The organism is Paenibacillus sp. FSL H3-0321, from assembly GCF_038002865.1.
GTDB lineage: Bacteria > Bacillota > Bacilli > Paenibacillales > Paenibacillaceae > Paenibacillus_AQ.
In genome coordinates, this window is the sequence record NZ_JBBODH010000001.1 from 5,022,268 (window position 1) to 5,044,740 (window position 22,473).

The following is a 22,473-nucleotide window of genomic DNA, read 5'->3' on the forward strand; positions in this document are numbered from 1 at the left end:
GATATACTTTGATTTATCATGCCGTATTCATAGAGAGGTTTTTGAGATGACAAATAATTTTTGGCGTGATTTACCACGGCCTTTTTTTATACTGGCGCCTATGGAAGATGTGACGGATGTTGTTTTTCGCCATGTCGTAAGTATTGCTGCCAGACCGGATGTGTTTTTTACGGAGTTTGCGAATACAGAGAGCTATTGTCACCCCGAGGGGCACCATGCTGTGCGCGGGCGTTTGACTTTTACAGAGGATGAACAGCCCATCGTAGCACATATCTGGGGAGACAAGCCGGAATACTTCCGTCAAATGAGCATCGGTATGGCGAAAGAAGGGTTCAAGGGCATCGATATTAATATGGGTTGCCCTGTAGCGAATGTAGCACAGAACGGGAAGGGAAGCGGCCTGATCTGCCGTCCGGAAACCGCAGCCGAAATCATCCAAGCCGCAAAAGCCGGGGGACTGCCTGTCAGTGTGAAAACAAGACTCGGTTTCAGTGACTTAGACGAATGGCGCGGCTGGTTGACCCATATTTTGAAGCAAGACATTGTTAATCTGTCTATTCATCTGCGCACAAGAGAGGAAATGAGTAAAGTAGATGCTCACTGGGAGCTGATTCCGGAGATTAAGAAGCTTCGCGATGAGGTGGCACCCCATACACTCCTGACCATTAACGGGGATATCCCCGACCGTCAGACTGGTCTTAAGCTCGCTGAAGAGTACGGTGTGGATGGTATTATGATTGGTCGCGGTATTTTTCAGAATCCGTTTGCTTTTGAGCAGGAGCCGAAGGATCACAGTAGTGAGGAATTGCTTGATCTGCTGCGGCTGCATCTGGATCTCTATGATAAATACTCCGTACAGGCACCACGTTCGTTCAGCCCTCTTCAACGATTCTTTAAAATATATGTCCGCGGATTTCGCGGGGCAAGTGAATTAAGAAATAACTTAATGAACACTAAGTCCACAAGTGAAGTGCGTGCGCTGCTCGATGAATTTGGAAGCAAGGAGCATGACGAGGCGGAGGAAAGTGGGAATTAAGCTGCCAAGATTGTAGAAATCCGAGTGGGAAATAGAATAGACGCTAAACGAGTGAGGATCGGATGAATGGGGAAGGGGATGAGCCCGGAGCCAACAAGCCTTTCCTCTGTTTTTTATATATATTCTACACAATGATTTGACTTCTAAAAAAACTTTGTTTACACTTTGTTTATACATTCTGGGAGGCGGTTCTATGTTTCAGGTTCGAAAATGGGGTAACAGCTTGGGCATTCGCATTCCGAAATCCCTTGCCCTAAAGGTCGGTATTGAGGAAGGCTCCAAAGTCGATCTTGATGTGGAAGATGGACATCTTATCATCAAGCCGAAGTCGGCTACACTGGACGAAATCCTTTCCCAGGTCACCCCGGGAAATCTCCATAATGAGGTCTCTACAGGCAAACAACAAGGACGGGAAGTATGGTAACGGGCGGGTATGTGCCGGATCGAGGCGACTTGGTATGGTTGCAGTTCAACCCGCAAGCGGGGCATGAACAGGCAGGCAAACGTCCGGCTTTTGTCGTGTCTCCTGCTTCCTATAATGGTAAGGTCGGACTTTCCTTGCTCTGTCCGGTAACTTCTAAACCAAAGGGCTACCCGTTTGAAGTAGTCATTCCGCAGGATCTGCCCATCGAAGGGGTTATCCTTGCCGATCAAGTAAAGAGTCTAGATTGGCAATCCCGACAGGCAGTGTTCATCTGTAAAGTACCACAGATCATACTGTCAGATGTCGTTGCCAAACTCGACTTACTGATTCGCTGACCTACAATTGTAGGCAGCAATAAGAGAAGTGGTGCCCAGTAAATGAATAACATAAACTCTCATCATTGTAATCTCAATATATGGTATCATCTACCTGATGAAGTATGGAGTAAAGTTGCTGCTATATATAAGTCTATGCCCGGTTGGAAGGGGTATAAAGACGGGATTCCACATTGGTTCGGGCAGGAAGATGATGATGTTTTTATTGAAGCATCCGTTGAGCCGGGCGGATTGTCATTTTATGCCCAGATGAATCAGAGCGATTGGGATTCCTGGATAACAAGGTTTAAATCAGAAGCAACAAAGGTATTAGATTTTGACGTTGGTGAACCTGAAGATGGATTTATGTGAAAGGATTGTAACTTCAAATAAACGATGCGAACCTTTTACGTGTAGCGCTAGGGTTGACTGAGAGTCCGTTTGTTGGGTGATGAAATTAGTGTATACGCTTGAATGTTATTCAGGCTCGGAATTGCCATTCCGAGGAAATAAAGCTGTGCGCGGGCGTTTGGCTTAGATAGAAAATTGAAGCGAAATGATAGAGGATCGGCTGAATGGAGAGGGGATAAACCCGGAGCCAACAAGCCTTTCCTCTGTTTGTATATGGAGGGGATTACATGTCCTGGAGCAAATTGAAGCAACAACTGGAGGGCTTTCTCTGTCCTGCGTTAAATGGAAGGGTAGAATACCGCGCACCAGGCTACCGTTATCTGCCTGATAAATCAGGGATTTGTTATATTTCGGTAGATAAAAAGAACGTACTCAACATGAGTGATAAAACGAACACTATCAGATGGTATCAAACGGAGCTGGAAATTAAGAATGATCCAGATATCCAAATTCCTATCACTAGTGACGACATTGAAGCGATCAGAAAAGCAACCAAGGGACCAGTGCCGGAGGATCGTCTAATAGTAATGGCCAGAAGCAGAAAAAGTACAGAACATGCAAAAGAGCTTATGTCAGCACAGGCTGCATTAACGAAGTCGAATTTTATCGTGGTGGCTAATAAGTTTCTGACTACTCCTATAGAGGAGAGCTTGGAGAGCAGCGATATGGTATTGAATATACTAGCATTGGTGGACAGAAGAGTTGGGAAGAAGCGGATCTTGGGGATGGCGGAGAAGATGGAGCTGAAGCATCCGGTTGTGCGGTATTTTTATGAGTTGCGGCGGGGTGGGTTGTGAGGTGGATGATTTTACCTGCGAATGATTAAAGATGGGCGAGGGGGCGCCCGGTAAATGGATAGGGTAGTGATAATTAAGAACTCACTCTTAAGTAGCGAATAGTTGTGATTATGAAACCGAAGACCCTATTTGATTTAGGTCGTCGGTTTTTATTTGTTGGGGCACTTTGGGTCGAGGTTGTTCTCACTGAACACTCGACATATGTAGAGAGGGGGGCGTTGTTGGTGTTGGAATGAAACAGAGGTGATTTTCTATTATTGGCTATCTATGAGTAAAGTCCAAGTCAAGCTTTGCTTTGGAAATACAACTTGTCTATGTTTTCATTTGGAAATATATATTCACATTCTATGAGGTTGAAATGTAAATATGTATTTTTATATTGCTCGGCTCCGGAATTAGATGATAGGAAAATCAGGAGTGCTTAAATGATAACAATGTGTGGATATACTGAGCAAATGGATGTATGAGTTTGTTATCTTAGATATTTTTAACCTGCTTTCGGCATGAAGGTTGCAGAAGGGTTTTCAAAATGAAATTTTTTCTGAATTATAGATATTTGTATTATATTTTATATCCTGGTTACTAAAATGGAAGGGTTATTTTGAGGATAGAGATGAGCAGAGTTTGTGCTGAAAGATTAGTGTAACTAATAGACTAATCTTAGTAATATAATTTGGTAGGGAACGGGAAAAGAACCATGGTATATAAAAAGCTCAAGTCTGCGGCTATTCCGCTGAAACTTGAGCTTTTTCGCTGTAATACTACCATTTGGATTTAGATAGGTTGAATGAAGCACAGGGAAAAACCAGATTTATCACGCACTATGAACTTATCATTTAAGATTAAAATTTTAATGTTTAAGTTCATTTAAAGTAAGTTCTATAACACTATTAAGGTTATTTACGATTTCAATATTAAGAGCTGCTCTTAAGGAAGTTCTTCTATCCTTAATAGGTCTATTGAAATCATGAAAGGTTGCTTGTTGGTTAATAAGTTTTTTTGAAATGATTTCCAGATGTCGGGAAAAACCGACTATTTGCTGGTGCAATATATTTTCTGGATCAAATGGAGGTATAACTTTATAGATTAACTTATGAATATGTCTTTCCCCAAAGAGTCCCCTGGCTTGAAAAGGTCTAATGATTTCATTTAAGTAATTAGAATTTATCATTCCTAATAAATATAGTGCTTCTTCTTCGTCATCTGTTCCATAAACATAGGTGGTTTGGTCTGCTATAAAAGGATATGTTCCATCTATATGGTTACGTTGAATAGCAGCACAAGGTATACTTCCACCAGCACCACAATGAATCAAATAAGCTTTAAGTAGGTGTGATTGCTGAGTTATTTTGCCACGCAAGTTGATTTTCTGGTATATACTACCATTTAACGCTTTGTGATTATCAATTTCTTCAAACCAATCTGCGATTGATTCATCACCGCGATCAATTAATTGTTCGGGGGTTAACATTCTAGGTCGGTTTCCAATAATCTCAGTTGGTAGTAATATTTTAGGCAGATAATCTTCTAGTATGGCAAAAGGTAGTAAGGTATTAGAAGTCACAGTTGAAAATATATACTTTCTATTTACGAAATTTTCAAATTGGATGCCTTTAAGTTTTTTATTATCTTTATTTGCTAACTCTATTGCTGATGTTTGAACATGAACTATATTATTTGTATTATTATCGTCAATTAAATCTATAAATAAGGCTGTACGGGGCATTAAATCTGCGCCTTGCTTAAATCTTGGAGTATAGTAGTTCCATCCACGAACCGTATACCCGGTCTCATCTACGCGAAGCCAAGCATTTTTATCCGCTAAAGTACAAAGTGCAATGTTACCTCTCTGATAGTGATCCATATCTCTATGATAAAATCTTGCGGCGATATTATCATAGATCGTGCCCGTGAATTGCTTTTTTGATCCTAAAATCACACAACTTGGTAAATTGAATAAATCAACCATCTCTTCTAGATCCCAAAACTCATTGATACTAAATGAAACTGTTTTTCTAAAATTAAATTGCCTAAAAGGTGAATGATTATCTCCATCAGCAATGCTTCGTGAAACAACAAATGCCACATTTCCGTTTTCTTTTAAAAAGTGTTTTATATTGTGTAAAGCGAATGTTGTAGATATTTCAGAATGTAAAAAACTATCACCTGGTGGACTTATATCAAAAAATCGCCCTTGTTTCTCCAATTGGTCTTTATATGGTACATTAGGAAGGCTACTTATTGTTAACCAAGGTGGATTTGTAGCAATTAAATCGAATTGACCTGCGATTAAACTTGGTCGGAAGCTATTTCTAAGGACAAATGCCCAAAGGCCGTCCCGTTTTTCTATAATTCTGTAAGCCATCTCATTAATTAAACTCGCTGTTGACTTATTTAATAATTCTAAGTCGGATTCCTTTAGCAGGTTTATAAAATTTTCGGTTAATATGTTTTCTAATTTATTTCTTAAATCGGTACTTTCAAATGGCACTAATTCATTAGTGAGTTCGTAGTGTTTCGCAACTTGTAGTGCTCTTCTGTTACACCAATTTATAAACGAATCAAATTCTTTTGCGTGACTGAGAATAAGGTTAGGAATTTCAATTCTTACGTTATCAAATGAGATTACAGGGACGTCATTGTCAGTAGCGGTGGTTTCATCTTTCGCGATGAATAAAGAATCTGCATGATAAATAGGTATATCAATTGGTCGTTGAGATTCTTTTATTAAATCTGTTAAGGTCATTGCCCAAACTGCTTTTGAAAGTATTACGGCAGTAGGATCAATATCAATGCCAGTTACAGTGTCAGTTATTAATAATAATTTTTCTTCATCGGTGCACTCTCTATCATTATAATACTCTCGAGTTTTTTTTAGAGCTGCCCTTATAAAGTTACCACAACCGCAAGCAGGATCTAGATATTTAAAGTTTTCATTTAGATTTACAAATAATTCATCAATAATCTTATCTGCCAAGTAACTTGGGGTGCTTTTTTGGCCTAACGCCCCCCTCTGCTCATCAGGTAACATTTCATCATATATTAGTTGAATCATGTTTTCTTCTTTAACAGTTTCGAAATCATACATTTTTAAATGATGGAAAAGATGTCTTGCAACTGGAAAGAAATTATTGACCCATTGATCGTTAGTTATCCAGCCATAATAATCATAGTCAACAAGGTTATTTATTTTAGCAACATTACGAAAGAATTCTCCATTTAAAATTCCTCTAATTATTCGATCGTCATTAATTAAGGTCTTTTGAAAACTTGTTGCAACCATTAATCTTGATAGGATAAGTAAGTATACTTGTTTGGTATACAGATCAATATTTAACACGGTTTCTGATATAGCATTGTAATTATTTTGTTTTTTCCATAGATCTAATGCTAATCTCACCTCAGAGTTAACTGATGAATTCTGGATAATATTTAGTAACTGTGGGTAAACTATTGCAAACAGATTACTATTTAATCCAAAATCTCTTTGAATACTATCTGCAGTCAAGGTAAGTAAATTCTCATCGATTAGAATTCTCTTTAAGAAAATAGTTAAATGTTGAGCATTTGATTCATCAGCTGCATTAACCTGTAGGTGTTCAATTAATTCTAGATTGACCATATCAGCAGTATATATACCTTCTGCAGGAACCATTAAAGGGGACGGACGGTAAACTCTCCAATTTATCACGTCAGTTGAAATACATGCAAAAGAAGCATTCGTACCACTTTGTGTCCACAAGCTAGATACATAGCGCTTTAATTCAAGTTGAGCTTCTTCAAATGATTTGGTATTTAATAAATCTTTCTTAAATTCTACAATCAACTTTCCATTTAAAGTATCAACAAATCCACGAGTGGAAGTGCTTGCTTGAGATGGTGCAGTTCTAACATACGATTCTGCACCTGCGGCAAACGATTCAAGTTTGGAACGATTGTCTCTCTGTGGGAAAATTCGTGGGAGATATTGGATTAACAATTCTTTTCGAGCACTTTCACTAAGCGTACTACTTGAAATAATAGATCTGATCAAGTTTAGTGATTCATCCACATGACCTAATTCTAGCTGAGTAGTTAAGTTGTCCATCTTTGATATTCTCCTAAACATAATATGGTTTACCAATATTCTACACCAAATATAAATACTAAGATATCGTAAACAACTCACAGTTTTTCGTGTATAATTATATAGAACAACAGTTCGCAAATAGATGGGGTGAGTTAATGGAAAATTTAGATATGAAAAAAATATATGACAAAGCATTCCCTTCTAAGAGAAGTGGGAATTTATACAATGCTTTTTCCTACCCTACTAAGATATCCCCTGAGGTTATTGCTGTGTTTATCGCTTCTCATACAGAACCTGGAGAAGTGATAGTAGACACATTTGGCGGTAGTGGAACGACGGGGTTAGCAACTCATTTGTGTTCTAATCCAACCCCTGAGGTCATAGAAATTGCAAATGAGATGGGAGCATCAGTTAAATGGGGACCTAGAAAAGCATATATATATGAACTTAGTTCATTAGGTTCTTTTATAGGGAGTATTATGTGTAATCCGCCAGACCCAGAAATATTTATAAAAGAGGCTAAAAAGCTTTTAAAAACAGTTGATAGTAAACTTGGTTGGATGTATAGAGTAGAAGATCCCAGTGGAGATCAGGGAGTTCTAAGACATGCTATCTGGAGTGAGGTCCTTAGCTGTAACAATTGCGGAACAGAGTCAAGCTACTGGGATCAAGCAGTAAGTTACAATCCTCTCGCATTGTCCGATACGTTCATTTGTCCGAATTGTCACTACTCAACTAGTATAAGCAATGTAACAAGAGCGACTGAAGAATATTTTGATAAGGTTTTAAATAAAAAAATTCTTAGAAAGAAAAGAATAATAAAAAAAATATATGGACAGACAGGAAAAAGGAAGTGGGTTAGGGGATATTTGGATTCCGATAGTCAACTGCTTTGCGAAATAGAATATAGCAATTTTGATGCACCAATCCCTAAAGAGAAGCTTGAGTGGGGCGATTTGTATAGATCGGGTTACCATTTTGGTATTACTTATGCGCATCACTTTTATACAAAAAGAAACCTTCACATCATTTCAGAATTATTAAATGAAATAAATAATGCACCCGAAGAGGTACAAGAAGCTTTGAGGCTACTTGCTTTGAGTTATAATTCCTCTCACAGCACCCTAATGACCAGAGTAGTGCTTAAAAAAAATCAAAACGACTTTGTATTAACTGGTGCTCAATCTGGTGTACTATATGTAAGTAATCTACCTGTAGAGAAAAATATACTTATAGGTCTCGAAAGAAAAATTAATACTTTCTATAAAGCGTTTCAAACTGTAAGTAATAGTAGCAGCACTGTAAAAGTTATTAATAAAAGTAGTACGGCTATGAATGAAATTGATAATTACTCAGTAAGATATGTTTTTACTGATCCACCTTTCGGAGACTACATTCCATACTCTGAACTCAACTTTTTAAATGAGATTTGGCTTGGTAATAAAACTAATGTAGAGGAAGAAATTATTATTAATTCTTCACAGAAAAAAGGGATTATTGAATACGAGGAATTAATGTCAAAAGTCTTTACTGAGATTTCAAGAATATTGATGAACGATGGGACTGCTACTATAGTATTTCATTCCGCTAAGGCTGAGGTATGGAGAGCTTTACAAAATGCATTTAATAAAGCTAATTTAAAGATTGTCCTATCGAGTGTACTCGACAAGGTGCAGGGAAGTTTTAAACAAGTTTCTTCAAATGTTACTGTAAAGGGAGATCCATTATTGTTATTGGAAAAAAACAATAGTATCTCTCAACCTTTCTCTAACGAAAGTGATATAACCCAAATTATTTTTGAACTACTTATGGAAGCAGAAAACAGAAAAGAAAAAGTCACAGCTGAAAGATTGTATTCAAGATTTATAAACTATTGCTTAGAGAGAGAAATCATGGTTGCTACAGATGCAAGTGATTTCTACAATAAATTAGGTTCTCTAAGTGCTGTAGTTCGTGAGGGTGATTATTTTGCATATAAAGAGTAGGGACCAAAATATCTCTAAAATAAACAGGAAGAAAAGATTGGGGCAGTACTTCACGGAAGAAAAGTTATCCAAACTTCTTTCGGCTTTTTCAGTATATCCAGAGTATAATTTGATTATTGATCCTATGTGCGGTAAAGCTGATATGCTTGTTGCAGCTAATACATTTAATGAAAAAGCAGACTTGTACGGTATAGATATAGATGCTATAGCAATAAATGCTGCTAAAAAAAATTTTGAAACCGTAAATAAGTCTAATGAATTGCATCATTTATTTCATGCAAATGCGCTCTCAACAGATATCGTTAGAAAGTTACCTTTTTTACAGTTTGATCTAGTTATAACTAATCCTCCTTATGTCCGCTATCAAACACTGAGTAATAATAGCGACAACCAAGATTTACCTACTGCAGAAGAAGTGAGAAAATCTTTATTAGAGTTTGTTCAAGAAATGGTGCACTTAGATATTGAAGATAAAAGAATATTTACCGAAATAGTTAAGGGGTATTCAGGATTGTCTGACCTTGCTGTTCCGTCTTGGATTCTGTGTTGCCTTTTCACAAAGATTGGTGGAAGGTTAGCTATGGTAGTGCCTGAGGCCTGGTTAAAACGAGATTATTCTTATTCTATTCAATACTTATTGTTAAAGTATTTTGAATTAGAGTATGTTATTGAAGATGTTGATAGGTGTTGGTTCAAGGAAGCTCAGGTCAAAACTAACTTAATAATTGCCAAGAGAAGGACACGAGTCTCAAACCTAATTACACATTATCAAGGAAAACAGTATGTTCACATTGCTTTAAGAAAAGAACATGGGGATGAGATTAGTTTAGTGAGTCATTTAGTTTCCCCAGTGGACAATAAGGAACTTACTTTTAAAAAAGAAATTAAACAGAATTTGGAAAAGTATGTATCGATGAAGATATGTCAAATTGTAGAGACTTCAGACACGCTTGAAAACGTACTTGTAAATGCAAAAAAATACAACTGGTTTAAAAACATAGAAGGTAACTATACATCTGTTAATAAGGGTATTGAAAATATTAATATATTTCCTACAACGTTAAAGAGAATGCTTGAAGTATCATCTTCAGGTTTTGTTTCCTTAGAGAACATGGGTGTGTCAATAGGACAAGGGTTGAGGACGGGGGCAAATAAGTTTTTCTATGTAGATTACGTGAGGGAAGACGAAGAATACACTGTAGTTAAAGTTGATAAAATTTTTAATAAAGACACGATTGAATTACCTACTATATTACTAGAACCAGTGCTCAGAAAACAGGCCGAGTTACCTTTAGGGTTTGCACTTGATTCATCTGAAGTTAGTGGGAGAGTTTTGATACTTGATAAAGTGATACATCCTGGAGATTTCCATGCAATAAAAGAAATAAGCATAAGTAGAAAGATAATGAATAAAGACTTATCAGATTTTATTGATGAGGTAAGTGTTAAAAACATAGGTTCAGAGACTGATCCTAAATATATTCCCTACTTATCAGCTGTTAAAACAAATAAGACTAAGATGAAAAGTCATGATCCAAATACAGTAAGGTATTGGTATATGCTTCCTGAATTGGCGGATAGACACAAACCGTTAATATTCGTACCCAGGATAATAAATCAAACACCTAAATTTTTTCTTAATACTGATCCACCTACTGTTATTGATGCGAATTTTTCATCAATATGGATCACAAATGAAGCGAAGATTGACCAATATGGGTTGATTGCATTGTTGAATAGTAGTTGGTTTTTACTGGTTTGTGAATTGATTGGGTCTGTGATGGGAGGTGGCGCACTAAAGTTAGAAGCAACTCATTTAAAAAAAGCCCCGCTTCCACACCTATCTGAAATTGAATACAATCAATTATCCCTTCTAGGTAGAAAGTTACTTGAGGGAGAGTTAGGGACATTGGCTATTATAGACCAGTTGATTGCAAAATCAATATCACCTGACAACACAAATCTTCTTTTAAAAGCGATTGAAGAGTTAACCTTTTGGAAGAGGAATGTACGAATAAAAACAAGTAAAGAATAAAAGGATAGATTAAATCAATCTGTGTAATGTGGTTTGTGTATATAGTTCATTAGGTTTTTTCATCTAGAGTTTTTTGGTGATGTCTTTAAGGCATCACCTACTTCTTTTACTAAGGAAAAAGTTTATAGAGTTTTTGCTTGGAAACTACGCTTTTAGCATAAATGGTAGCAGGTCTCATAAAGGAACGCTGAATCATTACATTCCATCTCAAATTCTGAAACGTTCTACTTAGGAAATTGTCAAAGCGAACAATCAGAAAATACTCATCTACATAAAAGAGCTAGGCGAAGATAGGAAAGTGGCAGGACTTAAAAAACAAAAGGCCGAGTTGGAAAGTAAATTACGTCGAGCAGATCCATCGTTTCCATTGCATCATTCCATATTTTCAGATCCAAGTTAATTTTCTGGCTGACCTAATAATACGAAAGAGCCTCTTGAATTTCATAGTAAAGAAAAATACGTGTTTTAAGGGGGCTCATTTATTTCTCCCCCAACAACTCCCCAACAGAAACCTCCAACGCCTTCGAAATAGCAACCACTCATAATCCTGCACGAGTCTATGTTGACCTTCCAATCTTGATAAACTGGTTGGGCTAATGTCTAAGCCGAAGGTTTGCAACTTGGAAATGAATTCTCTTTTCTATAGATGGGTATAGAAATTCTAATACGTCCATTAGTTTATTTTAATTTAATTCGATATTCGCAATAAAATAACATTTTCTTCGCATACAATTTGGCTATACTGTGAGGTGATACCGAAATGAAGCATCGAAAAGAGTCTCCGGGTGACAAGAATTTCATTGGAGTGCGAGTTGTAGCCATTTGAAAAGCTTAGCTAATGAAAATAGCTCTGCCAGAAAGGTGAGGATGCAATGCACAATCTGACGCACAAATATGAGGAGGAGAAGCGCAAGTTGAATGAACTCGGGCAGCAGTCACTGGAGCAGGGAATTCCGTTAAGCACCAATGAGGCACTTCAGGTTCAGAGTCGTAGAGTGGATGAACTTATTAATCAGATGTATCAAGAAAAGAACGGATATTCACATGCGTTTCGTTTAAACTTCTGTCTTGGAGGAGATGTGGTGAGTTTTCCAGCATGGTTTATACAAACGATTCAAGGTCGATTGGATGAGGTGAGTGCACTGATTGAACATCAATCCGAGCCTAGACAAGCTTTTGAAGCAGAGCGCAAAGCTTTTCAAGCATTGTTTGCCTCCATGGATATTGCACGTAAGCCAGAGTTTGAGTATTGGGAGGATAAGCTTTCTTTAAAGCAATCCGTTCTTTATGAACGTCTATATCTACAAGGGCTCAAGGATGGAATGCAGCTTGCTAATGCATTTGCTGTTCCTTCTGTTCTCTCAGATTAAGAGGGAATCCAAGGTATGCGTTAACTTTATGTTGGGACTGTCCATGCGACAGTCCTTTTTTCTTGTGTGCATGTTTGGAAGGAATACATTCCCATATTGTCGAATTACCATACATATTGTAAATCTAGTTGATATCGAGGTTTTGCTATGTTTAAAGCGCTATTATCTCTCTTCAAAAAGTCCGACACTAAGCCGCCACAGACTGTGCGTAAGGCACCAACTCCTAAGTCGAAACCGAAGGTTACTGCCACACGAATTGGAGAGCTAGGCGAGCATAAAATCAATATCCAACTTGACCAGCTACCTAAGGAGTGTAAATCGTTAACCGATCTATTGCTCCCTAATCCCAAGTCTCGAACAGGTTATACCCAGATTGATCATATTGTTATTTCCCCGTATTGCTTATTTGTCATTGAGACGAAAAACTACAATGGAGAAATTAAAGGTGGACGAACGGATCAACAATGGACAGTCAGCAACCGTTACAAGATGTACAATCCGCTGAAGCAAAACTATGGACATATCAAGGCCATCGAGAGCCTGTTAAAAGGTGTAGCCGCAGTGAAATTCATCTCTATGGTTTCATTCACGATGAGATGTCGGGTTCAGTATTGATCCGGAGCTTCGGAAAATCCACTCGGACGAACTGGTTGTCTATGATGTGGAACTAAGTGAGTTTATCTCTAGGAAGCTGATCAGCTTGAAAACGGGAACTCCTGAATCTCCTATATCTGCGGCGCAGGCCCAAACCATATACGATCATTTGGTTCAGGCTAATATCACCGATGCCGAGATCCGCAAGCTTCATGTACAGAGAATAAAGCAAAAGACCGAGAAGCACCTGTAAGTTACCTATCATAGGACTAAGGGAGTTAACTGAAATGATCAAACAACTACGAAGCTGGTGGAAGGATACCGAGATTCCTAAGCTAATCGGCCGCAAAAAAGTGGACTTTTCCATCTTTCGTGACGGCACGCAAATTCCTGTTGAGTTTCATCCGGATTTTTTGGAAGCTAATCATGGTCAACAGCCTAACCTAGGTGATAGACGAGAGGTTAAGCTCATCTATGGGGATAGGAACTATGAGGCTGCGTTAGTTAAAAGCGATCAAGTTTCTGCTAGCAGGGAAGCTCTTCAACTCCGCTATAATGGAAATCAAACGTTGAAGGATTTGTTAATTGAAACCTTCAAGCATTCATACTCCTACATTATGCAAGAGAGAACGAATCAACTAGCAGATGATGCGAAGAAACCCCAGGTTGTCGTTCCTGAAGATCAAGCTGAATACATAGATTTCTTTGCGACAGGAGTTCCTTTCGAATACCGTTTAGAGTTTATAACGTATAAGTCGAAGCCTAATGTATGGTGGGTAAACCAGGGAACTACCATTCAAGCAGAGAAGGAAGAGGGGATTCTATGGGCGCCTCTACTGAATACTCAAGGACGAAAACTGTATCATTGGGAGACAATGAAGGAAGTTAAACAAGGAGATATCATCCTCCATTATTCAAATAAAGCTATTCGTTATGTTAGCCAAGTAACAAATGCTGCAGTGGAAGCACTTAAACCAGGCTCCATGGCCAATACGAGCTGGCAAGAAGAAGGACGATTGGTTCGATCGGAGTATGCGGAACTTATTCCGCCTATTAGGATACAACAGTTTAATCAGCAAATTATGCAACTGAATTTAACCCAAGGTCCGCTTCATTCTGGAGGCGGTGTGAATCAAGGGTATTTGTTCCGCTTTTCAAGACAAGGACTTCAAATGCTTCAATCGCTCACGGCAGAGATGACTTGGCCCGATTTTACCATTCTAGATCAAGATGAGGCTGCCTCCAATACGGAGAGCTCGCATGAGGTGATTTCTATTTTACCGCCGTCAGATTCTACGATTACAACATTACTCCACCAAATCCAATCCCACATCCGCCGCCAAGGCTTCTTTTTCCCTGAGCACCTGATTGAGAACTTCTACCTCTCGCTAAAGGCCAAGCCTTTTGTCATCCTGGCAGGTATATCGGGCACAGGAAAGACTCGGCTAGTGAAGCTCTTTGCGGAGGCGCTTGGAGCAACGAGGGATAATGGTCAGTTTACCTTGATTCCAGTCCGGCCGGATTGGAGTGATCCTGCGGATCTGCTGGGGTACAAGGACCTCTCGGGGAGGTTTCAGCCGGGTCCGATTACGAAGGTGCTCGTGGATGCGCGGAAGCCGGAGAATCAGCATAAGCTTTATTTTATCTGCCTGGATGAGATGAATTTGGCACGGGTGGAGCATTATTTCAGTGATCTGTTAAGTGTTATGGAAACACAGGAGTGGCGAGAGGAAAAGATTACGACGCAGGACCTTATCTCTCCAACTTTGCTGGATGCGCCTGAGGATCAAGAGGAGTATGGCAGTCTTGGCATCCCGGAGAATGTGTTCTTGATCGGGACGGTGAACATGGACGAGACCACACATCCTTTTAGCAAAAAAGTACTCGACCGCGCAAGCACCCTAGAGTTCAATTACATCAATCTAGAGCAGTATCCGGATTTGGATGAGCAGGTGGAGGCTAGTGATAGCTTTGACGCTGCCGAACTGAATCATCTTTTCCTGCGCTCCGATTATTTGCAGCTAGTAGATGCCTATGATGTCAACAAAGAGCTCGTTGTCCGGACGACAGAAAGATTGGTTAAGATCAATGCCTTGCTTGAGGATATTCATGCTCATGTGGGCTTCCGGGTGCGGGATGCGATTTGCTTTTATATGATTTATAACGATCGGTTCAAGCTGATGAGTGAGGAAGAAGCCTTTGACTGGCAGCTGCTGCAAAAGATACTGCCGCGCATCCAAGGGAGCCACTCCTCGGTTCGCCGAGTTCTGTTGAGCTTGATTAAGGGTGCTATTGGTAGTGGTGCTGGCGTGACGGTAAATATTGAAGAACTCAAAGAGGATGCTACTCCACTCTATATGAGATGGGCTGCTGGCCAAACTCCGCCTACGGCCAAACATCCGCAAACTGCTCGTAAATTGGCTTTTATGCTCAGGAGGCTGGAGGAAGATGGATTCACCTCATTCTGGCTCTCTTAATGGGGCGGCCGAGTTGCTCCGTGTAGAAACGGAGCTTTTTACGCTTTTTCTTCAAGGACGTCCCTATCATCCTACGGTAGAGACGTTGCAGCTTCATCGTTCTTCTAGTCAGGAGTGGGTGAGTGCACAGCTTGGGCTAGATTGCTCCGAACGGCTGGGTAATGTGCAGATCAAAGTCTTCTCACCTGAACTGGGCGGGATGGTGGAGTGGCAGCCGAATGAGTCGGTATTTCCTTGTTTTTATGAGACACAGTCGTATGAATTGGTTATCCAGAATAAGAGCACGGATAGCCTTTCTTTTTATCATGAGAATGTGCTGCTGCGGCAGGCGGTTAAGCCTCTAGGGGACTCTATTCTTGCGGGTGTTCTGAACTTTGGGAATGAGGTTGGTTTGACGGAGTGGGAGGTCCGAAGCGCGGGACAGACTTTACTGCGGGTAGAAATGGAGATTTTCCCCTCCAAGATGGATTACAAGCTGGATTACCAGAATATTTTGAATGAAGTAAACGCGCAGATTTATAATTTGGCCTTTGATTTTTTGCGCCGAACCTACCAACTAACAGGCCTGCGGGAGACGCAGCATCAGAGCCTGACGGAGTTCTTCACCATACTACAGCATGTCTTTAGACAGCTCTTGGATGCCGTCGAGCGGATTAACAAGAATCCTAATTACGCGCTGCTCCAGGATCGCCGACTCGTGGATGCCAATCGGGTCAAAAAAGCAGGGAGAGAGAATATCCGCGAGCTCACGAAACATCCCGAACGATTGAGAGAAGATACGAACCATGGATTCTTAACAATCGGCAGCCGGAATTATACAGCTACACATTTAATAGAGACACGTAAACGGCTCGCTTATGATACTAATGAGAATCGGTTCATCCGCTGGATGCTGGAACGTATTCATGGGAAGCTGAAGGAGCTCAAGGGTCGCTGGAAGATGAACAGCCGAACCCCAGATCCATTACTTATCAAAAGGTTAGACGCCATGCTCACTCAGCTAGAGCGGGTGCTCAAGATGGATTTCTTGCGTGAGGCTGGAGTGCTGAAGCAGATGTCCGTTACGCTTGTGCTGCAGATGGCCCCTGGATACCGCGAGGTCTATCGCTGTTATCTGATGCTGCTTAAAGGCCTGTCTATCCAAGGCGACCTGTTCCGCTTATCTATGAAGGATGTTGCTCAGCTCTATGAGTATTGGTGCTTCTTGAAGCTGAATCAGCTCCTGGGGCAGAAGTATAAGCTGGTGAAGCAGGATATTATTAAGGTGAATCGGAACGGTATTTTTGTTACGCTGGATCGCTCGCAGAGCGCCAAGATGGTCTATGAGAATCCGGTCAACGGGGAGCAGTTCATCCTGTATTATAATGCGATTCCTGGAACGGACAAGACTCCAACGCTTAATCAGCGCCCGGATAATGTGCTAACCCTGAAGAAGAAGGATGCGGGCACAATCAAAGAGTACAAGTATGTCTTCGATGCCAAGTATCGCTTAAACCCTGCCTATGAGGGGACTTCCTATCATCGGACGTATGGACAGCCTGGGCCGGAAGAGGATGACATCAACACGATGCACCGCTATCGGGACGCGATTGTGTATCAGGAAAAAGGCTCAGGGGAATATGAGCGAAGCATGTTTGGGGCGTATGTGTTGTTTCCCTATCCGGATGAGGAGCGGTACAAAGCCCACCACTTTTACAAAAGCATTGAGCTATTAAATATCGGCGCGTTACCATTCTTACCGAATTCTACAAGCTTGGTGGAGCAATTCCTGGATGAGATTATCCGGGATAGTCCGGAAAAAGCTTTTGAGCGCTCCACACGTCCACGGGGGACGAGAGAATACTATGCCAATCAGCTTGCGGGCAAGAATGTGCTGGTCGGTTCTGTGCGCGGACCGGAGCAAGTGGAGGTGGCGTTGCAGAAATCTTTTTATCATATGCCATTAAAAAATCTTTCAGATGTAAAGATCCTCACTCAGATCGAATACGTGGCAATGTGCCAATCCAGAAAAAAATTCTATGATCCTGCGAAAACGGGGATTCATTGGGTTGGGAAAGTAGCCGATTGGAAGGTGCTGCGGCGTAAGGAGATCAAGGAGGTTCCTTCTCGCCCGGGTACAGAAGAAGAGCTGTATATACGCTTCACGATTGAGGCCTGGCAGCAGTTAGCGGCGCCTGTCTTGCTGGGAGGACAAGGGATTTATACGGTGCTCTATACCAGTAAGTATATCCTGGACCGGGCCTTGGAGATTGCAGAGCTCCGTTTAGAAACGGAGGAAGATATTCGCGAATGGCGTGAGAAACGCCGCAGGGGTAAAGTAAAGGTGAAACTGGATCATGAGCAGTATGTGGATTTAGGGAGGGTTGTGGAGGTTCGGAATATTTGAAGTAACGGGAGGCCAAATCATCATGATAATCAGCAGCTTCCTGATTACCGTGATGGCTGCACGTTCCCGTTAATTTGTTGTTGTATGTGTTGACTCTGCTTACTCCACACATGTGGAATCGTGTTCAATGTTGGGAGTACATACTGGAGACTGCAGTTTTTTTGATATTATACGTGCTTATGGGTGGGGGGGCCGCTTACAATTATGCTTACAGATCAGTCTCCCCCTAGAGATGAGAAAGAGCGGTGTCCTGATTTTGCTCAGCTGAGCGTTTACACAGGGAAGAATCATTCCCAGCCAAACGCTCAGTTGGGCAATAAGATCTCAATTATCGTGCCTTGCCACACTTTGGATTTTACCTGGATTTCGCCGCTATGCGCTTCCACGATGGTTTTGGCGATGCTCATCCCGAGCCCGGATCCTTCCGTCGATTCATCGGAATTCGTTCCCCGGTAGTAGCGATTGAACAAATGATGCAGCGTTTCCTCGTCCATCCCTTTGCCATTATCGATTACTCGTATGCATGCCTTGTCGTTCATCCTGCCGACATAGACGTTGACAATCACGCCAGGCGGGTTATGCTTCACGGCGTTGGACAGCAAATTGTCCATCAACCGCATCAGCCAGGTTTCATCGGCCTGTATCAGCAAGGGACAATCCTCCCCAACATAGTGAAACTGATACTCAGACATCATGGCGTCGTTGACGTACTTCAGTACGGAGCAGCGCACCAGCTCAACCAAGTCGATCTCCCGAAACTTCATGATCGAATCGCCCTGCTTGAGCTGATGAATCAATGAGAAGTCGGAGATCAGCTCCAGCATATAATCCCCCTTTTCCCGGATCGTCGAGCCCATGATGCGCATCTCCTCCTGGCTCCATTGCTCAGGCAAGCTCTCCAGCATATACCCATAACCTTGAATTGTGGCCAGTGGCGTGCGCAGATCGTGGGAAATCCCTGACATCCACTCCGCTTGCGCCTTTTCCAGCCTCTCGCGTTCCTTCTCGATCTGAGCCAATTGATGAGTCATCTGATAGAAGGATTCAATCACTTCCTTATAGAGCCTGTAGCGGATGCGCATCATGCCGTTGCGGCGGAATACCTTGCGCATGTCCTTGGCGGTCAGTACCTGGTCGTACTGTCCCCGGCCCATACGTTCGAACCAGCCTGCGAACAGAATCAGCGGCTGACCGTAGCGGTAGCCATGCCAGATGGAGATCGGCAGCGCCAAGAGCAGGATCAGAACTGTAATCCGGACGAGTCCACGCGTTGCCTTTTCCATCACAGGATGCTTCAGAGGGGCTCCCGCTGCATGGGGTGTATAGAGAATCCACGTCATTCCGCTCAGCTTGTCCCGATGGGCGACAATATTCGTGTCATAGTTGCCGGGCGATTGCTGGATGGCCAGGATATCCAGCTGTCGATACGCCTTCTGCACGTATGCTCCATCGCCGATGCCTTGTACGATATGGCTCTCGGGGTCGATCACCTGCAGATAGCTGCCGGTTTTGCGCAGCCGCTGGTCCAAGTGGGAAACCGCTTCGCTACGCACGATCCCATCCTGCCCGTAGGCATGAAACCAGGCAACGAGCTGGTCAAGGTCAGGACTAGGATAGCCCAGCATATACAGAAGCGGGTCTTGAAAAGCAAAATTAAGCTGAGTGTGTACGGCATACGTCCCAAACGTCCGTGTCTCTTGGATATCGAGCAGTTGAGCGATGGAGTAGGAGGCCGGCAGCGTATGATGCGGAGTTGTATTGACGGCGTAGATCACCTCTCCTTCGGCACTGACAACCTGTAGCCACATGCCTTTTTCCTCGATGAGCTTGTCCCACTCGGGGGAGATCTGAATCGTCCCGTCCTTGTAATGAGCTTCTTGAGCGATCTGCTGCAGGACGCCAACCGGAAAGTTCCGGCGTATCTCATTACTCGTCATGTTCTGGAAAAACAAGATGCAGGCAACCAGAGTAATAGCCACCATAAGCAGGGCATAAAAAATCAATTGATACGTGAAGTGGAAGGCCATGCGCTGTTGGATCTTCATCGCTCCTGCGGCTCCTTCACCAGCTTGTAGCCAAGCCCGCGTACGGTAAGCAGCAGCTTCGGATTACCGGGGTCGATCTCGATCCGCTCTCGGATGCGCCGGATATGCACCATTACCGTCGAATCATCGCCCTGTCCGTTGATCCCCCAAACCTTGTCGTAGAGCTGTGTTTTGGAAAATACGATGCCGGGAAACTTACAGAAGTGCAGCAGCAGCTGGAATTCCTGCGCGGGGCAAGGAACTGGCTGTCCCTCCACGATTAGTTCGCCCTCCACCTCGTTGACGGTGAAGCGGCCAAACCGATAAATCCCCGGATCGGGCCGTTTCGCCGGACTGGACGTCGAGGTTTCTGGCTCCAGTCGGCGTATGCGTGCCTGAATTCTTGCGGCCACCTCCAGAGGATTGAAGGGCTTCGTGATATAATCGTCCCCGCCCATAGCGAAGCCTCGCAGGACATCGAGATCGGAAGCCTTGGCCGTCAGAAACAAAATATGCGGATTCCCGTATTTGCGGAGCTTGGAGCAGAGCTCCAGGCCGCTGCCGTCGGGGAGCATGATGTCGAGCAGGAGGATATCGGGGGCTTCACGCTTCGCTAAATCGAGAGCTTCCGCACAGGTGGAGGCCGTGTACAGCTGATGAAACCCTTCCCTGCGAAGCACCATTTGCAGCATCGTGACAATCGAAGGCTCGTCGTCGACGATTGCGATTTTAAAATCGGATAGATTTGTCATTGTTTTCACCCATTTCCATAGTAGCATAATCACTTTAACAGAACCTAAACGGCGGGAGTGAAATTAAGCTGATGTTTGTCTATCCGTTTAGGTTCTGTTTCATTGGGGCTGGTAGGATAGGGGTGAGAAAGCTATTCGAACATACAAAGGATTGGTTTATGAGAAGATCGTCCCTAGTCACCGCCGCTCTTGTTGTATTCATGTCATCCGAAAAAGGCCGGTTGGGGCCTGAAGCGGAAAACAGCAACAAAAGTATTACCCTATAGCCAGGCCAATTGAGGAGGATAATTTATGATTATAACCACTACATCAACTATTGAAGGTTCCCCGATAAGGCAGTATCTGGGCATTGCCACCGGTGAAGTCATTATAGGAGCCAACGTATTCAGAGACTTTAAGGCTTCGATTACCGACCTCGTAGGGGGGCGTTCGGGCGCTTACGAAGGCAAGCTTCAGGAAGCGAGAGATACGGCATTTGCTGAGATGACTCAGAAAGCTTCAGGGATGGGAGCTAATACGATTGTCGGAGTCGACATTGATTATGAAGTCATTCGCGATGGCATGCTGATGGTTGCCGTAAGCGGGACGGCCGTGATCGTTTAACACCACGATGTTTGCCTGTTGTCTGGATGACACGTTGCTTGCCTTTGAGAAACCACGTATGCTGAAGCGCTTGGTAATCGCGGATCATCGACTCATCTTTGAAGAGCAAGTGAGCGATTTTCTCGTCCATTAACCTTTTTTCAAAGTAGGAAAAGTTACTTCTGTGAAGGCTTGTTGCCTGACTTCATCCACCGAGCTAGCGTATAGGTGATACGATGGTCTGCTTCAGTTGTTCTTGCTGTTCCTTCGTCAGCCGCAAATATTTATAGACCGTTCGTTCCGTTCTGCCGATAATCTCTGAAATCTCTAGCGTATCAACTTATATACTAAATAAGTCGTTATCTACGCATAACGATGCAAAGAGGTGTACACCCGTGAAAAATGTTCAAAAATTGTCTGAAACTGAAAAGGAACTCATGGAGGTAATTAGCTCTTCCACGTCCACTATGCCCCAAGCCCGACCTGGCTGGCCAGAGACCCTAACTGCACTGGGTCTCTATCTGATCGGCATTGTTATGCTCGGTCTTTGGATGTCGCAAATCCCTGACGAGCAGGCCATCTTCCGAATTAACATCGGGGGTGTAGGCAATGGTCTCGTTGGCCTCGCCGCCTTGTTCGCAGCCTACGCCCTGCGGGTTCGCGATCTGCGCGCTTTCGGTTTCCGGGCGATCGAACGGAAATGGCTGCTTGTGGGAGCCGCCCTCGGTGTTGTCGCGTTCGGCGGATGCTTCGTTATAGAGGGGGTGTATTTTCACTTCATCACCGAGCTGAACAACCAAGCGGACTTCCAGACGGCAGCGCAAGGTGGCGCGCTCTCACTCTTCGTTCTGCTTATCACTGGCGCTATCCTCACGCCGCTCGGCGAGGAGTTTGTATTCCGTGGCGTTATTGCCAATGCGCTGAACCGTTACGGAGCATGGGCCGGCGTGGTTGGCAGCGCTGCGATCTTCGGCGTCGTTCATGGATTCAACGTCATCCTGTTCGACGCATTCATGGTCGGCATCCTGAATGGTATACTGTTCCGCAAGACGGGTTCCATCTGGCCCGGGGTCGTGGTGCATATCGTGTATAACGGCCTCAATCTTCTCTACTATTCTACGCTATAGATCTAATTTCTTGAGACATCGTGGCAGAGACAAACAGCTCGGTCAGCTGCGCGCGACCGTGGCTGTCTATGATCGTAGCGTTTTAGCATA

At 42.7% G+C, this 22,473-nt stretch carries 17 protein-coding genes and 1 pseudogene; 14 read left to right on the forward strand and 4 right to left on the reverse strand.

Annotated elements, in window-relative coordinates:
* Positions 1-46: 46 nt before the first annotated feature.
* The 5 genes from MHI45_RS22465 (at position 47) to MHI45_RS22485 (ending at position 2,982) form a co-directional block, all read left to right on the forward strand.
* Positions 47-1,036, forward strand: coding sequence for a tRNA dihydrouridine synthase (locus MHI45_RS22465; protein WP_340894928.1), 990 nt, complete (start codon positions 47-49; stop codon positions 1,034-1,036).
* 193 nt (positions 1,037-1,229) lie between these two features.
* Entirely contained in the window at positions 1,230-1,460 is a 231-nt protein-coding gene (locus MHI45_RS22470) for an AbrB/MazE/SpoVT family DNA-binding domain-containing protein (RefSeq protein WP_340894924.1), read from the forward strand.
* Positions 1,454-1,795, forward strand: coding sequence for an endoribonuclease MazF (gene mazF, locus MHI45_RS22475; RefSeq protein ID WP_340894921.1), 342 nt, complete (start codon positions 1,454-1,456; stop codon positions 1,793-1,795). Before MHI45_RS22470 ends, mazF begins: the two co-directional genes overlap by 7 nt.
* 42 nt (positions 1,796-1,837) lie before the next feature.
* A complete protein-coding gene (locus tag MHI45_RS22480) occupies positions 1,838-2,146 on the forward strand; it encodes a hypothetical protein (protein ID WP_038585776.1) in 309 nt (102 codons plus the stop codon).
* A gap of 266 nt (positions 2,147-2,412) precedes the next feature.
* Complete coding sequence (locus MHI45_RS22485) at positions 2,413-2,982, forward strand: SF0329 family protein (protein WP_341119463.1); 570 nt, start codon at positions 2,413-2,415, stop codon at positions 2,980-2,982.
* A gap of 850 nt (positions 2,983-3,832) precedes the next feature.
* Here MHI45_RS22485 and MHI45_RS22490 read toward each other — a convergent pair.
* A complete protein-coding gene (locus tag MHI45_RS22490) occupies positions 3,833-7,069 on the reverse strand; it encodes an Eco57I restriction-modification methylase domain-containing protein (protein ID WP_341119464.1) in 3,237 nt (1,078 codons plus the stop codon).
* Between the two features lie 137 nt (positions 7,070-7,206).
* Here MHI45_RS22490 and MHI45_RS22495 point away from each other — a divergent pair, with 137 nt between their 5' ends.
* The 7 genes from MHI45_RS22495 to MHI45_RS22525 all read left to right on the forward strand — a co-directional run bounded on the left by MHI45_RS22495 (position 7,207) and on the right by MHI45_RS22525 (position 17,898).
* Entirely contained in the window at positions 7,207-9,036 is a 1,830-nt protein-coding gene (locus MHI45_RS22495) for a DNA methyltransferase (RefSeq protein ID WP_341119465.1), read from the forward strand.
* Entirely contained in the window at positions 9,011-11,071 is a 2,061-nt protein-coding gene (locus tag MHI45_RS22500; protein WP_341119833.1) for an N-6 DNA methylase, read from the forward strand. Before MHI45_RS22495 ends, MHI45_RS22500 begins: the two co-directional genes overlap by 26 nt.
* Before the next feature lie 872 nt (positions 11,072-11,943).
* Complete coding sequence (locus tag MHI45_RS22505; protein WP_341119467.1) at positions 11,944-12,441, forward strand: hypothetical protein; 498 nt, start codon at positions 11,944-11,946, stop codon at positions 12,439-12,441.
* 147 nt (positions 12,442-12,588) lie between these two features.
* A complete protein-coding gene (locus MHI45_RS22510; RefSeq protein ID WP_341119468.1) occupies positions 12,589-13,056 on the forward strand; it encodes a nuclease-related domain-containing protein in 468 nt (155 codons plus the stop codon).
* Positions 13,057-13,141: 85 nt separating this feature from the next.
* Positions 13,142-13,288, forward strand: a complete 147-nt coding sequence (locus MHI45_RS22515) for a hypothetical protein (RefSeq protein ID WP_341119469.1) — start codon at positions 13,142-13,144, stop codon at positions 13,286-13,288.
* Between the two features lie 34 nt (positions 13,289-13,322).
* Positions 13,323-15,512 carry an McrB family protein gene (locus MHI45_RS22520; protein ID WP_341119471.1) on the forward strand — a complete coding sequence of 730 codons (2,190 nt, stop codon included), beginning with the start codon at positions 13,323-13,325 and terminating at the stop codon, positions 15,510-15,512.
* Entirely contained in the window at positions 15,484-17,898 is a 2,415-nt protein-coding gene (locus MHI45_RS22525) for a restriction endonuclease-like protein (RefSeq protein ID WP_341119472.1), read from the forward strand. The genes MHI45_RS22520 and MHI45_RS22525 overlap by 29 nt, the downstream gene beginning before the upstream one ends.
* A 305-nt stretch (positions 17,899-18,203) precedes the next feature.
* Here the strand turns inward: MHI45_RS22525 and MHI45_RS22530 are convergent, their stop codons facing one another.
* Both MHI45_RS22530 and MHI45_RS22535 read right to left on the reverse strand, forming a co-directional pair.
* Positions 18,204-19,943 carry a sensor histidine kinase gene (locus tag MHI45_RS22530; RefSeq protein ID WP_340894900.1) on the reverse strand — a complete coding sequence of 580 codons (1,740 nt, stop codon included), beginning with the start codon at positions 19,941-19,943 and terminating at the stop codon, positions 18,204-18,206.
* Positions 19,940-20,674 carry a response regulator transcription factor gene (locus tag MHI45_RS22535; RefSeq protein WP_340894897.1) on the reverse strand — a complete coding sequence of 245 codons (735 nt, stop codon included), beginning with the start codon at positions 20,672-20,674 and terminating at the stop codon, positions 19,940-19,942. The genes MHI45_RS22530 and MHI45_RS22535 overlap by 4 nt, the downstream gene beginning before the upstream one ends.
* A 291-nt stretch (positions 20,675-20,965) precedes the next feature.
* On the opposite strand from MHI45_RS22535, the gene MHI45_RS22540 reads away from it, so the two are divergent.
* A complete protein-coding gene (locus MHI45_RS22540; RefSeq protein ID WP_038585821.1) occupies positions 20,966-21,277 on the forward strand; it encodes a YbjQ family protein in 312 nt (103 codons plus the stop codon).
* On the opposite strand, the pseudogene MHI45_RS22545 reads toward MHI45_RS22540, so the two are convergent.
* Positions 21,273-21,502 (reverse strand): annotated as a pseudogene (locus tag MHI45_RS22545) (hypothetical protein); the annotation flags it as partial. The gene MHI45_RS22540 and the pseudogene MHI45_RS22545 sit on opposite strands and share 5 nt — an antisense overlap.
* Before the next feature lie 149 nt (positions 21,503-21,651).
* Between MHI45_RS22545 and MHI45_RS22550 the strand changes: the two are divergent.
* On the forward strand, positions 21,652-22,383 hold the full coding sequence (locus tag MHI45_RS22550; protein ID WP_340894893.1) for a CPBP family intramembrane glutamic endopeptidase: 732 nt from the start codon (positions 21,652-21,654) through the stop codon (positions 22,381-22,383).
* The last annotated feature ends 90 nt before the right edge of the window (positions 22,384-22,473 follow it).